At 51.0% G+C, this 16,209-nt stretch carries 18 protein-coding genes; 1 reads left to right on the forward strand and 17 read right to left on the reverse strand.

Going from position 1 to position 16,209, the window contains the following annotated elements; translation table 11 throughout:
* The first annotated feature begins 19 nt into the window (after positions 1-19).
* Positions 20-883, forward strand: coding sequence for a chemotaxis protein CheX (locus JZM60_RS13675; protein WP_207162982.1), 864 nt, complete (start codon positions 20-22; stop codon positions 881-883).
* Positions 884-967: 84 nt separating this feature from the next.
* Here JZM60_RS13675 and glyA read toward each other — a convergent pair whose 3' ends face one another.
* The 17 genes from glyA to truB form a co-directional block, all read right to left on the reverse strand.
* Positions 968-2,215 carry a serine hydroxymethyltransferase gene (glyA, locus tag JZM60_RS13680; protein WP_207162983.1) on the reverse strand — a complete coding sequence of 416 codons (1,248 nt, stop codon included), beginning with the start codon at positions 2,213-2,215 and terminating at the stop codon, positions 968-970.
* A 94-nt stretch (positions 2,216-2,309) separates the two neighbouring features.
* On the reverse strand, positions 2,310-2,756 hold the full coding sequence (gene rpiB, locus JZM60_RS13685) for a ribose 5-phosphate isomerase B (protein WP_207162984.1): 447 nt from the start codon (positions 2,754-2,756) through the stop codon (positions 2,310-2,312).
* Positions 2,757-2,768: 12 nt separating this feature from the next.
* On the reverse strand, positions 2,769-4,001 hold the full coding sequence (fabF, locus tag JZM60_RS13690; RefSeq protein WP_207162985.1) for a beta-ketoacyl-ACP synthase II: 1,233 nt from the start codon (positions 3,999-4,001) through the stop codon (positions 2,769-2,771).
* Positions 4,002-4,096: 95 nt separating this feature from the next.
* A complete protein-coding gene (gene acpP / locus JZM60_RS13695) occupies positions 4,097-4,330 on the reverse strand; it encodes an acyl carrier protein (protein WP_004511463.1) in 234 nt (77 codons plus the stop codon).
* A 97-nt stretch (positions 4,331-4,427) separates the two neighbouring features.
* Positions 4,428-5,168: a 3-oxoacyl-[acyl-carrier-protein] reductase gene (fabG, locus tag JZM60_RS13700; protein ID WP_207162986.1), complete on the reverse strand. Its 741-nt coding sequence runs from the start codon at positions 5,166-5,168 to the stop codon at positions 4,428-4,430.
* Positions 5,169-5,175: 7 nt separating this feature from the next.
* Positions 5,176-6,102 (reverse strand): ACP S-malonyltransferase, encoded by a 927-nt coding sequence (gene fabD / locus JZM60_RS13705; protein WP_207162987.1) that lies wholly within the window; start codon positions 6,100-6,102, stop codon positions 5,176-5,178.
* 21 nt (positions 6,103-6,123) lie between these two features.
* Positions 6,124-7,104, reverse strand: a complete 981-nt coding sequence (locus JZM60_RS13710; RefSeq protein WP_207162988.1) for a beta-ketoacyl-ACP synthase III — start codon at positions 7,102-7,104, stop codon at positions 6,124-6,126.
* A gap of 11 nt (positions 7,105-7,115) precedes the next feature.
* The gene (plsX, locus tag JZM60_RS13715) at positions 7,116-8,156 is read right to left on the reverse strand and encodes a phosphate acyltransferase PlsX (protein WP_207165609.1); all 1,041 of its coding nucleotides are present in this window, start codon (positions 8,154-8,156) and stop codon (positions 7,116-7,118) included.
* A 42-nt stretch (positions 8,157-8,198) separates the two neighbouring features.
* Complete coding sequence (rpmF, locus tag JZM60_RS13720; RefSeq protein ID WP_207162989.1) at positions 8,199-8,381, reverse strand: 50S ribosomal protein L32; 183 nt, start codon at positions 8,379-8,381, stop codon at positions 8,199-8,201.
* A gap of 13 nt (positions 8,382-8,394) precedes the next feature.
* Complete coding sequence (locus JZM60_RS13725; protein WP_207162990.1) at positions 8,395-8,934, reverse strand: YceD family protein; 540 nt, start codon at positions 8,932-8,934, stop codon at positions 8,395-8,397.
* A 178-nt stretch (positions 8,935-9,112) separates the two neighbouring features.
* Positions 9,113-9,721: an L-threonylcarbamoyladenylate synthase gene (locus tag JZM60_RS13730; protein ID WP_207162991.1), complete on the reverse strand. Its 609-nt coding sequence runs from the start codon at positions 9,719-9,721 to the stop codon at positions 9,113-9,115.
* Between the two features lie 8 nt (positions 9,722-9,729).
* Positions 9,730-10,833 (reverse strand): aminopeptidase, encoded by a 1,104-nt coding sequence (locus JZM60_RS13735; protein ID WP_207162992.1) that lies wholly within the window; start codon positions 10,831-10,833, stop codon positions 9,730-9,732.
* Positions 10,834-10,848: 15 nt separating this feature from the next.
* A complete protein-coding gene (dut, locus tag JZM60_RS13740; protein WP_207162993.1) occupies positions 10,849-11,298 on the reverse strand; it encodes a dUTP diphosphatase in 450 nt (149 codons plus the stop codon).
* 7 nt (positions 11,299-11,305) lie between these two features.
* Positions 11,306-12,562 (reverse strand): M16 family metallopeptidase, encoded by a 1,257-nt coding sequence (locus JZM60_RS13745; RefSeq protein ID WP_207162994.1) that lies wholly within the window; start codon positions 12,560-12,562, stop codon positions 11,306-11,308.
* Between the two features lie 51 nt (positions 12,563-12,613).
* Positions 12,614-14,707: a polyribonucleotide nucleotidyltransferase gene (pnp, locus tag JZM60_RS13750; protein ID WP_207162995.1), complete on the reverse strand. Its 2,094-nt coding sequence runs from the start codon at positions 14,705-14,707 to the stop codon at positions 12,614-12,616.
* Positions 14,708-14,919: 212 nt separating this feature from the next.
* Positions 14,920-15,186: a 30S ribosomal protein S15 gene (rpsO, locus tag JZM60_RS13755; RefSeq protein WP_207162996.1), complete on the reverse strand. Its 267-nt coding sequence runs from the start codon at positions 15,184-15,186 to the stop codon at positions 14,920-14,922.
* 115 nt (positions 15,187-15,301) lie between these two features.
* Positions 15,302-16,204: a tRNA pseudouridine(55) synthase TruB gene (gene truB / locus JZM60_RS13760; protein ID WP_207162997.1), complete on the reverse strand. Its 903-nt coding sequence runs from the start codon at positions 16,202-16,204 to the stop codon at positions 15,302-15,304.
* Positions 16,205-16,209: the final 5 nt, after the last annotated feature.

Below are 16,209 nucleotides of genomic sequence, written 5' to 3' on the forward strand. Positions count from 1 at the left end.
GTAAGGAGGGCATAAATATATGGCGGTCAAGTTTTTCGGACAGTTTCTCGTTGAAAATGGTGTTGTCTCCAGGGAACTACTTCTGCAGGCAATAGAACTTCAAGAGTCGGTGAATCTCAGCTTCGGAGCTACCTGTCTTGCCATGGGCATTCTTACGGATGCCGATATTGAAAGAATCCATAATGCCCAAAGAATAGAAGATCTTCGCTTCGGTGACATGGCCGTAAAACTTGGCCTTCTGAGCAATGACCAGATGATGCAGGTGTTGGCTCGGCAAAAGAACTCACATCTTTATATAGGTGAGGCTCTTGTTAAAATTGGCGGGCTTCCAGCCGAAGAGCTGCAAAGACACCTGGACGATTTCAAGGCAGACCAGGCACAATACGCCACCGATTCCGTGGTAATACCCAGCGGCGTACCTGAACCAAAGATTTGCGAGATAATGGCGGATCTCTCTTACAAGATGCTTACCCGCGTAGCCCTGCTGATCTTTCGCCCTGAACCCTGTTTCGTCGCGGATCAATTACCAGCGATGGATGTCTATGCCGCCATGGAGTTCAGTGGAGATGTTTCCGGCCGTTATCTCATGGGCGTCACTGCTGCAACCCAGAAAAAAATTGCCAAGGCAATACTAAAGGAAGCAAATGTCGACAATGAGCCAAAAGAGGTACTGGATGACACCGTTATGGAGTTTGTGAATGTTGCCCTGGGGAACATTGCCGCCAAGGCGGCACAAAGCGGCAAATCCATTGAGATAGCTCCGCCCGAGATTGTCGAGTCTTCAAAAGGTGTTCAGGTTTCGGCTGGCCATAAGGCTCTTTGTTTCCCGGTATGCCTGTCGGATGGTGATCGTATAGAACTGGCAATCTTTATCAAAGAGTAACTAGTTTCAATAGCTGCCTGAAACGTAAAAAGGGGGAATGCACAAAATATGCATTCCCCCTTTTTGGTATAAGAATATTGGAAACTACTTCAAACGGCTCGCATAAAGCGGGAAACGTTTCATCAAAGCGTTTACCTTTCCTTTTACCTCTGCAAGCTTCGACTCATCATCAACGCTCGCAAGAGCCTCGGCAATGAAACCTGCAACTTCAACCATCTCAGTTTCTTTCAGCCCATGACTCGTTGCAGCTGGAGTTCCGATCCTGAATCCGGACGTTACAAAGGGAGAACGGGTTTCAAAGGGTACGGTGTTCTTGTTCACGGTGATGCCTGCCTTGTCGAGAGCCTCTTCGGCCACCTTCCCCGTCAGTTCGGTGCCTGACAAATTTACCAGCATCAGATGGTTATCCGTTCCACCCGAGACGAGACGGAAACCACGATTCATAAGTTCCCCGGCAAGTGTACGAGCATTCTTTACAATCTGTTCCTGATACGTTTTAAATTCAGGCGCAAGTGCCTCCTTGAAAGCAACCGCCTTGGCCGCTATGACGTGCATGAGAGGTCCACCCTGGATTCCGGGGAAGATATTGGAGTTCAAGGTCTTTGCAAATTCCTCTCGACAGAGAATCATTCCGCCACGGGGGCCACGCAGAGTCTTGTGAGTGGTAGTAGTTACAAACTCAGCATATGGAACCGGGTTCGGATGAAGCCCGGCGGCCACCAGCCCCGCTATGTGGGCCATGTCTACCATGACCAATGCCCCGACTTTATCGGCAATTGCCCGGAAAGCGGCAAAGTCGAGAACGCGGGGATATGCACTTGCACCAACTACTATCATCTTGGGTTTGTGTTCCAGCGCAAGGCGTTCGACCTCGTTAAAGTCGATTGTTTCCGTTTCCTGAGAAACTCCGTAAGGAACCACATTGAAGAATCTCCCCGAAAAGTTTACCGGGCTGCCATGGGTCAGGTGCCCACCATGGGAGAGGTTCATCCCAAGGATTGTGTCACCAGGTTTCAGCACAGAAAAATAGACAGCCATATTTGCTTGAGATCCTGAATGGGGCTGCACGTTTGCATGATCGGCGCCAAAGAGTTCTTTAGCACGGTCTATTGCAAGATTCTCCACAACGTCAACATGGTGGCAACCACCATAGTAACGCTTGCCAGGGTATCCTTCAGCATACTTATTTGTCAGGATTGACCCCTGAGCCTCCATCACTGCATCGGAAACAAAGTTCTCTGATGCAATAAGCTCCAGATTGTACTCCTGACGCTCGGTTTCGTGGCGGATTGCCTCGGCAACTGCCGGGTCAAAGGTTGCAAGAATCGACATGATAAGCTCCTTTCACAATTACAAAAAAGGAAAACGGGACCGTTGACAGTCCCGTAGTATAGATTCCTCTGCCAGTCGGCCAGTTTTGGGCCGACTACTTCATAAGTTCCGTTTCGAGAGCGGTGATCTTGTCGAGCCTTCCCTGATGACGGCCCCCCTCGAAAACAGCATCTAGCCAGGTACAAACCATCTCCCGGGCTGTTGCTTCGTCGAGAACCCTTCCCCCCAGGACCAGTATATTGGCGTTGTTATGCTCTTTAGCCATGCGGGCCATAAAGGGGTCAGCAGCAAGGGCTGCCCGAACTTTGGGGAACTTGTTGGCAACGATGGACATACCGATGCCGGTACCACAAAAAAGAATGCCTTTTTCTGCTTCTCCAGCAGATACTCTGCGGGCAACCTTTATACCAAAATCGGGATAATCAACCGAATTGCCATTATCAGTTCCACAGTCCTCAAATGCTATGCCCCGTTCGCTCAAGAGACGCTTGATGGCTTCCTTGAGTTCGAGGCCACCATGATCGCTTCCGACAAGTATCACCCTACCACCTCACTAGATTTTTTTGAACAAGAGCGTGGCGTTAGTGCCGCCGAAGCCGAAGTTGTTGCTCATGGCATAGGTAATCTTTGCATCCCTGGCAGTGTTAGGGACATAATCAAGATCACATTCCGGGTCCTGCTCCTGATAGTTGATGGTCGGAGGAACAACTCCCTTATCCATGGCCATAAGGCTGAAAACGGCTTCCACTCCGCCCGCCGCCCCGAGAAGGTGGCCGGTCATAGATTTAGTGGAGGAAACCATCAGTTTCTTTGCATGGTCGCCAAAGACTTTCTTTACGGCGATAGTCTCGAAATAATCGTTAAATGGTGTCGAGGTGCCATGTGCGTTAATGTAGTCAACCTGCTCGGGGTTTACACCGGCATTATTGAGAGCCATTTTGATGCACCTGGCAGCGCCCTCGCCTTCCGGTGCCGGAGCGGTGAGATGATAGGCATCACCAGAGAGGCCATAGCCGACAATCTCAGCATAGATCTTGGCACCACGCTTTTTGGCGGCTTCGTACTCTTCAAGGATTAAGATACCTGCCCCCTCCGCAAGGACGAAACCATCACGGCCTTTCTCAAAGGGACGTGATGCGCCCTTCGGGTCGTCGTTACGGGTGGAGAGAGCCTTCATTACCGCAAATCCGCCGATCCCCAGAGGTGTTACGGTCGATTCGGTTCCACCGGCAATCATGGCGTCAGCGTCACCCCGTTTGATCATGTGATATGCATCACCAATGGAGTGGGTGCCGGTAGCACAGGCAGAAACCGAAGACAGGTTCGGCCCTTTTGCGCCGTACTTAATGGAAATATGCCCTGGCGCAAGGTTGATTATGAGCATTGGAATAAAGAAAGGAGATATTTTCTTATACCCGCCCTCAAGCATTGCCGCGTGATATTTCTCGATCGTCGGCAAGCCGCCGAGCCCGGCTCCCACAAGTACTCCAACTCGCTCAGCATTCTCTTCGGTAATCTGGAGTCCGGAATCCTCCATTGCGAAGTGAGCAGCTGCAAGAGCATATTGAATAAAGAGGTCCATCTTCTTGACCTCTTTCTTCTCAATAAAGTCCTCAGGGTTGAAGTCCTTGACTTCGCCTGCAATTTTTACGGAAAGATCCGTAGTATCAAATCGGGTGATAAGGTCAACTCCAGACCTTCCCGCAACGAGTGCATCCCAGTTTTTAGCGTTGCCGGTCCCCAGGGGCGAAACGGCTCCGATCCCCGTAACAACAACTCTTCTCATAATGACGTGCTCCCGATGTTCTGGATTCTGCTTAAATTGGTGAAAATAACGGCTTTGTGTGAAAAGGGGGAAGGTTTCCCTTCCCCCTTTATTGATTAGGTATGCTCAGTGATGTAGTCAATGGCGTCCTGTACGCTCTGAATCTTCTCAGCATCCTCGTCGGAGATCTCGATATCGAACTCCTCTTCAAGGGCCATCACCAGCTCCACGGTATCAAGAGAATCGGCACCCAAGTCGTCCATGAAAGATGCCTCGTTCGTTACCTGTGCCTCATCGACGCCAAGCTGTTCGGCAACGATCTCTTTAACCCTTTTGTCTATCGCTGACATGCTTTTTCACCTCCGTTTGGTTTTAACCCTGTTCAGGTTTTCGGGTAGTTTTTCTAGGTACATATCATGAAACAATAAGATTGCAAAAGATAATTTTTCACATGTACATTCCGCCATTTACTGAAAGAACATGGCCGGTGATGTAATCGCCCATAGGCGAGACAAGGAAAAATACGGCATTTGCGATATCATCAGGCGAACCAAGGCGCTCCAAGGGTATCTGCTGCAAGAGATCCTCACGCACTTTCTCGGAAAGTACCGCCGTCATATCCGTCTCAATAAAACCAGGTGTTACAGCGTTGACCGTCACACCACGTTTGGCAAGCTCCCTCGCGGCAGATTTGGTCAACCCGATCATACCAGACTTGCTGGCGCTGTAATTAATCTGGCCCGCATTGCCCATTTCTCCCACAACTGAACTGATGTTGACGATTCGGCCGCTACGGGCCTTGGTCATTAGTTTGGCCGCCTCGCGGATACAGTTAAAGGTACCCTTGAGGTTTACGTCAATAACCGCATCCCAATCGGCATCCTTCATCCTGAGAAGGAGACCGTCTTTGGTTATGCCGGCATTATTGACCAGAATATCGACTTTTCCGAAGGCCTCTACGGCCGCCGAGAACATGGCTGTTACAGCTGCTGAATCTGATACATCAACAGAAAGCGGCAGTGCCTTACGGCCCAAAGACTCTATTTCAAGAGCGGTATTGCGTGCACTCTCCAGAGTTGTGGCAGTCACCACCACATCCGCTCCTTCACGGGCCAGTTTGAGCGCAATCGCCCTTCCTATCCCACGCGAGGCTCCCGTAACTATTGCAACCTTATTGGCAAGGCTCATGGTTCCCCTACCCCCCGATGGTCTTCATTCCTGCTGCATCTTCAACATTTTTAGCGACAACACCCTTGTCGATTCTCTTCACGAGACCGGACAAAACCTTTCCCGGCCCGATTTCAACGAATTCGGTAACCCCAAGGGCAACCATCTCCCGAACCGCAGCGTCCCAAAGAACAGGAGCACTCACCTGACGCACAAGGAGTTCCTTAACACGCGATTTGTCACTATTCGGTTTAGCCTCAACGTTTGTCACCACAGGAGCACAAAGATCGTTGACAATTATGGGTTCAAGAACCCCGGCAAGTCTTTCACCTGCCGGAACCATAAGACTTGAATGGAAGGGAGCGCTTACGGGGAGCAGCATAGCCTTGCGGAATCCTCTGGCCTTGGCAATCTCAATTGCACGATTGACGGCACCCGTATGGCCGGCAATGACAATCTGGCCGGGAGAATTGAAATTGGCAGGCGAAACCTCTTCTCCTTGAGATGCTTCGGCACAAATCTCCGCAAGCATATCAGGCTCAACCCCAAGAATTGCAGCCATGGCGCCGACGCCTACCGGCACTGCTTCCTGCATGAAAGTTCCGCGGGCACGGACCGTCCGCACTGCATCGGCAAACGAAATGGAACCAGCCGCCACCAGGGCAGAATACTCTCCGAGCGAATGACCCGCCAGATAATCGGCAGCAACACCTGTTTCAGCCTGAAGTACACGTAACGCCGCGATACTCGCCGTAAGAATTGCGGGCTGGGTGTTGGCCGTAAGCTTTAACTGCTCTTCCGGGCCATCAAAGCAGAGGGTGGACAGTTTGCTGCCGAGAGCATCGTCCGCCTCCTCGAAAAGGTGTCTGGCAACCGGAAAATTATCTGCCAGATCTTTGCCCATCCCCGGATACTGGGAGCCCTGGCCGGGAAATATAAATGCTCGTTTGGTCATATCAGTTCCTTTTGATGGTAATTACCAGCGAACTAATGCAGAACCCCAGGTGAGACCACCACCAAAGGCATCGAACAATGCAATGTCACCCGCCTTGATCAAACCTTTCCGATTGGCTTCGTCGAGGGCCAGCGGAATAGAAGCAGCGGAGGTATTTCCATAATGGTCGATGTTGACGAAAACTTTATCGGAGCTCAGCCCAAGTCGCTTGCCAATAGCATCGATAATTCTGAGATTGGCTTGGTGGGGAATGAAGATATCTATATCGGAAGGTGTCAGGGAATTCTGTTCCAATGCTTGCAATGCAGCATCTTCCATGGCCCTTACCGCCAGCTTGAACACTTCATTACCTTGCATCTTGAGGAAAACGTTCCGGTCGTCCAGAGTTTTTTGTACGGCAGGATTTCGGCTGCCGCAGCCGGGCTGATGGAGCAGTTCCCAGTAAGAACCGTCACTATGGAGATGGGTTGAGAGAATCCCCTGCTCACTTTCGCACGCCTCAATCACCACTGCTCCCGAGCCGTCACCAAACAGCAAACACGTATTCCGGTCCGACCAATCTATTATCCGGCTGAGAACCTCGGCCCCAATAACGAGGGCTTTTCTTGCAGTACCGCCGCGAATGGCATTATCCGCAATTGAAAGTCCATAAATAAAACCGGAGCAGGCAGCAGAAATATCAAAAGCGGCGGCCTTCTTGGCGCCTAGATTGTTCTGTACGATACAGGCAGTTGATGGAAAAGGAAAATCACCGGAAATCGTAGCTACAATAATGAGGTCAATCTCTGCGGCCGAAACGCCTGCCATATCAAGAGCACGTTCGGCTGCACGTGTTGCAAAAGTCGAAGTATACTCACCATCAACAGCAATGCGGCGTTCTCTGATTCCAGTCCTGGTGACAATCCACTCATCAGTGGTATCAACCATTTTTTCCAAATCGAAATTTGTGCGAATCATGTCCGGCACAGCTGAACCGGTACCGGTTATTCTCGCTCTGGTCATTCTCTGCTCCCCTAGCCGACAACCGACTCCTTTACGGGGTCCCGCTGCTGCATATAAGCGGCGAACTCGGTCTCAAGCTTCTCGGCGAGACGCTGGTTAACGCCCTTGCTCGCATAGTCATTGGCAAATACAATTGCATTCTTGATTGCCTTAACGTTTGACCCGCCATGACAAATCATGGCAACACCGTTAATTCCCAAAAGCGGGGCACCTCCGTATTCGGCATAATCCACCTTTCTCTTGAAATTGGAAAATGCCTTACTCGCGAGCAGATACCCTAATTTGGAAAGAAAGCTTTGCTTTATTTCGTTCTTCAACATCTTGCCGACAGCCTCGGCAAGCCCTTCCGACAGCTTTAAGACAACATTGCCGACAAACCCGTCACAAACAACAACATCAACCATTCCATTGAAAATGTCACGCCCTTCAACATACCCGGCATAATCAAAAGAAATATTCTTCAGCAGGGAATTTGTTTCACGGGTGAGTTCATTACCTTTGCTATCTTCTTCGCCGTTGGACAGGAGCCCAATGCGCGGCTGCGCAACGCCCATAACATGACGAGCGTAGACTTCTCCCATTATGGCGAATTGAACAAGATGAATTGGCTTACAGTCAACATTGCCGCCAACATCGAGCACAAGAGTCTTGCCGCGCAATGTTGGGAAAATCTGGGCTATTGCCGGACGGTCTATTCCTTTGAGACGCTTCAGAACAAACATGCCGGCAGCCATGGTTGCGCCGGAGTTGCCGGCACTTACCACAGCGTCAACAGCCCCGCGCTTGAGGAGCTCGAAAGCAATACGGATGGAGGAATCTTTTTTGCGACGGACGGCATCCGACGCAGCATCATGCATACCTACTACTTCGCTGGCATGATAGATGTCGATATCAAGTCCCTGGACATTATGCTTGCCCAACTCTTGACGCAGCCGTTCCGTGTCACCAACAAGGGTTATGGGAATGCCGAACTCACGCGCGGCGGCAACTGCTCCTTCAACTTCAACAGAAGGAGCGTTGTCGCCCCCCATAGCATCAACAGCTACTCTCATGGTATCCCTGGACAATGACAAGTCTGATTCAGACAAGGAGAATTACATCTCCTCGCTTTTGATTACTTCTTTGCCTTTGTAGGTGCCGCAAGAGGTACATGCACGGTGGGGCAGCTTCGGTGCTTTGCATTGGGGGCAAACGGAAGCAGCAGGTGCTGAGAGAAAATCGTGTGCCCTTCTCATGTTTTTGCGAGATTTAGAGGTCTTCTTCTTAGGTACTGCCATAATATTTCTCCTTTTACTTTTCTACTTTAAAATTCTTGAGCGCATTGAATTTCAGATTAAATGAAGCACTCTCACACCCACAGTCGCCTTCATTGAGATCCGCACCACATGTCGAGCAGAGCCCCCGGCAATCATCACCACATAGGGGTTTAAGAGGCATTTCCATAATCACCTGCTCAGCAACCTCATGGGAGAAATCGATTTCTTCGCCCTCAAAAGAGACTGAAACAAGATCTTCCTCCGCCAACTCCACCTCGTCTTCGTCGGAGTCGAAATGATTGCCTTCAGTATAAAACACCGTAAAATCAGAACGGAGAACCGAATCAAACAATGCGAGACAACGCGAGCAGGCAAACCGCATTCCGACCGACACTTCCCCTTTAACCCGAATGTGCCCGTATTCCCTCACGACCGTCAACTCTACGGTGATGGGTGAGAGAAACTCGCTCTGGCCAATCTTGTGGATACTCGCCAATGCGGGGAACGCATCGTAAGGCTCCTCAAAAGTGAGAAGTCTTGGCTTATCCGTTATGTCGTCAACTCTTATCTTCATTAATAACCAGCCTATTATCCGAAGCCTTTTAGTATAAAGAACTGCAATGCGTTGTCAAGCGAAATACAACATAAAGAAAACCGCCCTTTCGGGCGGCAGGCTTGTTCGTATTACCTTATAATGGCCGCATTTGCAAGACAATTGCCCGGAGCGCGGCAACCACCGCGTTCAGGGCTGGTTAGCCACACCAGCTAACATCGCCCACACCATGGCGGAGCACCTGAGGAGAGTCTCCTATGAGACTTACAACCGAACTCACATCAGCAGACAAGATACCGCCATCGACAACAGCGTCAAGTTGTTTGCCCATATTGAGTTCCACAAGAAACGGATCACCAATGGGCTCTTCACCGGAAAGGTTGGCACTAGTCGTGATAATTGGATGCCCAAGCTCCTTTACCAGCGCAAGACAGATACGATTGTCGGGAATCCGAATCCCAACCGTTTTCTGCTTAGTCACGAGAAGGTCCGGGACAATACTGGTGGCATCAAGAACAAAAGTATAAGGACCGGGTAGATGACGTTTGAGGATCTTGAAGGCGTAGTTGCTTACCTTGGCATAGCGAGCCACCTCGGAAAGATCCGAGCAGATAAAGGAGAATGGTTTTTTCTTCTCTCGCTGTTTGAGGAGGTAAATTCGCTCGATCCCTTTTTTATTGAAGATACTGCACCCGATCCCATAGGTCGTGTCGGTTGGATAGGCTATGATGCCCCCGCCCTTAAGCGTATCGACCATTTGAGCAATGAGTCGTGGTTGAGGATTCTGATGGTTGATGGCAATTAGCATGTCGATTATTATTTCTTCGGATTGAGGGCTTCAAGGTCCTTATGAACGAAAACGCCATCCTTTTGAATGAGGACACCGTCAAACCATATCTCCCCATCTCCCTTAAGTATCTTTACCATGTCCCAGTGAACAGCCGAACGGTTACCATTGTCGCATTCGTCATAACATTGACCAGGCGTAAAATGGATTGACCCGAATATCTTTTCATCAAAAAGAATATTACGCATGGGTTCGTTTATATTCGGGTTCACCCCAATGGCGAACTCGCCTATATAGCGGGCCCCTTTATCAGTATCAAGTATGCAATTAAGCTCTTTATCCATATTGGGTGAAGTGGCCTTTACAATTTGACCATGCTCGAATTCAAGACGGATATTGTTGAATTCTTTCCCTTGATAGATAGTCGGGCAATTATAGGTGATATATCCTTCTACGGAATCCCGCACGGGGGCAGTGAATACTTCTCCATCGGGTATGTTGAATCGGCCGTCGCATTTAATGCCATTCAGCCCGCCGATACTGAAGGACAGGTCTGTATCCGAAGCCTTTATCCGCACCATGTCCGCCCTATCCATGAGTCGCTTCAGCTTTTCCTGCTTACGCGATTCGAGCTCCCAATCTATACAGCATGCAGCAAAGAGGTATTCTTCATATTCTTCAAGACTCATCTTTGCTTCCTGGGCAGCCCCGTGAGTGGGGTAACGGGTTATCACCCAGCGGGTGTTCTTTACGCGCCAATCAACGATTGGCCGGGTTGTCCTCGACCACTCTATCATGTTCTTCTGATTGGCATTCGCCATTACCATGGAGTTCGGGGAACCGGATATGGCAATGTAAACGGTGACCTGTTTCATGAAATCCAGTTTGTGTTGGGGGAAAAAAGATAGTTGAGACTTGGTCCCATTGTTATAGAAATGACGATCAATTTCCGGAATATGGAATGAGTATTCAACGTACTTGGCCCCGCGGGCGAGGCAGAGCGCATATACTTCTTTCACCAGCGGCATGCATTCAGTGCCGGTAGCTGTGATGAGAACCACATCACCTTTCTTTACCCTGGTTGAGTAGTTCACTAAAACTTCAGCAAGATTGCGAACACGGGGATCAAGCATGGGAAGCAGTTCCTTTCATCGGCCGGTATGGCCAAATCCGCCTTCGCCTCGCGCAGTCATGTCGAGTTCATCAACCTCCACAAGCTCAGCACGCGCAAAGGGGGCAAACACAATCTGGGCAATCCTCTCGCCACGTTTTACCACAAACGGTTCACAACCGTGATTGATGAGAATTACCCCGATCTCGCCCCGGTAATCTGGATCAATGGTACCCGGAGAATTCACAAGGGCAATCCCATGCTTAAGCGCAAGACCGCTCCTGGGCCTCACCTGAGCCTCAAACCCATCGGGGAGTGCAATTGCAAGACCGGTCGGAACCAGTTTACGCTCCCCGGGGTTAAGGATGAGATCATCGTCGATGTCGGCACAAAGATCCATGCCGGCAGCATGTGTCGTCATGTAACAAGGAAGGTTCCGGTCGTCGGACCGCCGAAGTTGACGTATCTTTACAGCACAGCTTTTCATTGCTTACCTACAAAACAAGTTGTGAAACTTTGGGGGCCGCTCCAACGATTTTGCCGGTCAGAGCAAGCGTGACGCAATCAATGGAGAAAATATCATTGGCCAGTTCACAAATACCTTCAGAGGTAACCCCGTCGAATCCGCCGGTCAGTTCCGCAAGAGAAAGGTATCGGCCAAAATAAATCTCATTCTTGGCAAGTTTGGTCATCCGGTTGTCCGAACTCTCGAGTGAAAGCAGTATATTCCCCTTGAGTTGTTCGCGGGCTGAAGCAAGTTCAGGCTCGGGGACTTCGTCGACCTTCAGCCTTCTCAGTTCAGCACAAGTTATTTCAAGCACATCATTGAGCTTGTTGGGGCTGGTGCCGGCATAAACCACAAGCGATCCCGCATCCGTATGGGACACCACATAGGAATAAACCGAGTAGACAAGGCCTAATCGTTCGCGGATTTCCTGGAAAAGACGCGAACTCATACTCCCGCCCAGGATGGTATTCATGAGGTAAACTTCAAACCGTCGGGGATGGTTGTACGGCAGCGACTTGGTCCCCAGACAGATATGGAGCTGTTCCAGCTCTTTCTCGACCACTTCCACCTTCTGGCCGTAGTCAGGTATATGGCAAAGATTGCGCCCCGTGCCGCCCGGTACCCGGTCAAAACAGCCGTCGATGAGTTTCAGGAGTTCGTCGTGACGCACATTGCCAGCCACAGCGATAATAATATCTTCTGAACGATACATCGCATCGCGATGTGCGATGATGTCATCACGAGACAGGTTACCGACGCTCTCCACGCTGCCGAGTATCGACATTCCCAGAGGGTGGCCCCGCCAGAAACTGCGATGGAAAAGGTCGTGAACGTAATCATCGGGTGAATCCTCCAGCATGCTGATTTCCTGGAGAACCACTTTACGCTCTTTCTCAATTTCATCGGGGTTGAAGGTGGAATTAAGGAAGATGTCGGTGAGGAGATCTACAGCTTGCGGAAGATTCTTGTCGAGAACCTTGGCGTAGTAGCAGACATATTCACGGCCGGTGAACGCGTTAAGCACCCCCCCGACCGAATCTATCTCGCGGGCGATGTCGAGTGCCGTGCGGCGCGAAGTCCCCTTGAACAGCAGATGTTCGATGAAATGGGCGACACCATTGTGCTCCCGTCGTTCATGACGGGAGCCGTTGGCTACCCATATCCCAATCGATACTGAATGGGCGTGGGGCATATACTCGGATATGACCCGCACGCCGTTGTCTAGAATTGTTTTACTTACCATGACAAAACTATACCGCTTACTGAGGAGTTTACCAGGGGTCGCAGGCTTGCATTATTCGGGCAATACAGCCCCCAGGGCTTCTTTGCGGGATAGTTTTATCTTCCCTTGCTTGTCAATGCCAATGCATTTTACAAGAACTTTGTCACCTTCCTTCAGGATGTCCGTGACATTCTTTACCCGCTCGGTGTCGAGTTCGGAAATGTGAACAAGGCCATCCGTTCCAGGGAAAATTTCAACAAAAGCGCCAAAATCCATCACCTTGCGAACAGTGCCCATGTAGAGCTTGCCTTCTTCCGCTTCCGCCGTAAGATCGCGGATCATCTTGATCGCCTTGTCGCAAGCTTCTTTGTTAGTGCTCGCAATGTTGATCTTGCCTGTATCCTCAATATCGATCGAGACACCGGTGGACTCGGTAATGCCTCTGATATTCTTGCCACCGGAACCTATGACGTCGCGGATCTTGTCGGTCTTGACCCAGATAGTGGTAATGCGCGGAGCGTAGGGCGACATGTCGGAACGCGGAGCCGTAAGGGCATCGGCCATTTTGCCGAGAATATGGAGGCGTCCCTCTTTTGCCTGATCGAGAGCCTGTCCCATAATCTCGCGGGTTACACCGGTGATTTTTATATCCATCTGGATGGCTGTCACGCCATTTGCGGTCCCCGCCACCTTAAAGTCCATATCTCCCAGGTGGTCTTCATCGCCGAGGATGTCGGAAAGGATTGCTACATCGTCCCCCTCCTTGATGAGACCCATGGCAATGCCGGCCACCGGAGCGGTAATGGGAACACCGGCATCCATCATTGAAAGGGCGCCGCCACAGACAGAAGCCATGGAGGATGAACCATTGCTTTCCAGGATATCCGACACAATCCGGATGGTGTAGGGGAAATCATCATGCTTGGGCAGAACACGCTCAAGGGCCCGCTCGGCAAGATACCCATGGCCGATTTCACGCCGGCCCGGAGCAAGGCGGAAACTCGTTTCACCCACGGAGAACGGAGGGAAGTTATAGTGGAGCATGAAGCGCTTCCGGCTTTCTCCGTAGAGGGAATCAATACGTTGCTCGTCACTGGAAGTTCCGAGTGTGGCAGCAACGAGAGCCTGGGTTTCGCCACGGGTAAAGAGTGCCGAACCGTGAACGCGGGGGAGAATACCGACCTCGGAGGTGATGGGCCTGATGGTTCTGGTATCGCGGCCATCGATCCTCTCGCCATCCTTCAGAATATGCTCACGCACCAGTTCGTACTCGAACCCTTCGAGGAAATCCTTGATTTCAGCGGCTCGGCCGGGGAAGTCGGCTTCGAGGGCAGCAAGTGTCTCATCAACGATGGCGTCGATACGATTATGACGTTCCTGCTTCGAACGGATTTTAACCGCCTCATCCATCTGGGCGCGGGCAAGCTCGGTAACTTTCGCCTTCAAAGCCTCATCAACAACCGGCGTATCGATTACGCGCTTCGGAACACCGGCAAGTTTGCGCAGTTCAATCTGGGCATCAATGATTGGCTGCACCGATGAATGACCGAAGAAGATCGCTTCAAGCAGATCGGCCTCTGAAATCTCGGCGGCTCCCCCCTCAACCATGATAACGGCATCGCGGCTTGCTGCGACAACAACTTCCAGGTCACTGGCTTCCAACTGCTCGGCAGTCGGGTTGCAGACGAATTTACCGTCAACCCGGCCGACCTTGACGCCGGCAATGGGACCGAAGAAAGGAATATCGGAAACTTCGAGTGCGGCAGAAGCGCCAATCATGGCAAGAATGCCGGGATCATTGTCCTGATCGGCAGAAACAACAGTCGCCATGATCTGGGTGTCGTTAAGGAAATTTTCGGGGAATAGGGGGCGGATGGGACGGTCAATGAAACGGCACGTAAGAGTCTCATTTTCCGTGGGGCGCCCTTCCCTTTTGAAGAAGCCGCCGGGAATCTTTCCGCCGGCATAGGCCTTCTCCTGGTAGTTGACGGTGAGAGGGAAGAAATCCTGCCCTTCCTTGGCAGATTTCAGCGCAACAGCCGTAACAAGAACCATGGTGTCGCCGCAACTTACCATGACGGCTCCACTTGCCTGCTTAGCCATCTTGCCGGTCGCAATGGTAATGGTCCTGCCGCCAAAATCTACTGTTACCTTCTGCTCTTTCATACTATATGGCCTCCTTAGCCTTTACTTGGTGCGTTGGGGCCGTCGATAAAAAAACCAAGCATGCTTGGTTCCTCGATCCACGCCCCCAACACCCTGACAAAACAAATGGGCCGTTAAGCCCATCGTCTACTGGTATCAATTTACATCCACAACGCAAAACATCATTGAAAAAGGAAAGGCAATATACCCCTAACGGAGTATACTGCCTCTTCTTAACGCCGTATGCCGAGCTTCTCGATTATTGCCCGATACCTCTCAACATCCTTCTTCTTGAGGTAATCGAGGAGTCTCCTTCTCTGGCCGACGATCTTCAGGAGACCGCGCCGGCTGTGGTGGTCCTTTTTATGAACCTTGAAGTGCTCCGTCAGATAGGTGATCCGCTCGGTGAGGATCGCAACCTGCACCTCCGGAGACCCCGTATCACTGTCGTGACGCTTGAACGAAGTAATGATCTCTTTCTTCTTGTCCGTTACCAGCACTCTCGTACACCTCCCTTCATTTCATGTGAGTTCCGATCATTGATCGTTTTTGATATGCTTCAAAAAAACGCAAGAAACACTAATACCACAACAAACCGCCACTGTAAAGCCAAACCTAGTTAAAAACCCTTATAAGCCTTAGGCTTTTGTTCCCCTGCCCCAGTTTATCCGCCCGGATTTCCGCAACAGCGAGAAGCTTGCCATTATGAACCAACCGTACCCTTGCCCCGTCCTCCTGGGGCACATATGCGTCATGGCACGAAGGTGAGACGCCGCAATACACTTTACGGGCATCTTCCTCTGAAAGCTCTATCTCCAAAAGATGACCAAGTGCTGCATTGGGCGCAATGAAACAGGAATTTATTTCCCCCGAATCCTTGAGCCGAATCAAGTCATCAAGGGTGATGGCTCCGAGGAGGTCAAACGGGCCGCTCCGCATTCTGCGCAATTCCTTGAGATGGGCGCCGCAACCGAGGCGCGCCCCTATGTCATGGGCCAAGGTTCGCACATAGGTGCCACGAGAGCAGGAAACCGTGAACTCAATCAGGGGCAGACTCATGTGTTCAATCCTGATTGAATTGATCTCGACGTCCCGAGGTTCCCGCTCCACCTCGCACCCCTTTCGAGCAAGACGATACAACGGAACCCCCCCCTGCTTGACGGCAGAGTACATGGGAGGAACCTGCTTGATTCGGCCGACAAAAGCCCCGATGACATCGGTAACTGTTTCCGGCAGAAGATGAGACCAGTCCCCTTCCCGCTCGACCCTGCCGGTACAATCCTGGGTATCGGTAGCAGAACCGATCACCATCGTAGCCCGATAAACCTTCACCGACTCGTCAAGGTACGGTATCGCCTTGGTTCCCTCGCCGACAGCAACCGGCAACACACCAGTGGCGAAAGGGTCAAGGGTGCCGGTATGGCCAACTTTTTTCAGGCCGAGAATACGTCTGACGCGCGCTACTATGTCGTGGGAGGTCAAGCCGGCAGGCTTGTCAATAACTATGAATCCATCCATCACAG

Origin of the sequence: Geobacter benzoatilyticus (assembly GCF_017338855.1) — a bacterium.
Classification (GTDB): Bacteria; Desulfobacterota; Desulfuromonadia; order Geobacterales; family Geobacteraceae; genus Geobacter; species Geobacter benzoatilyticus.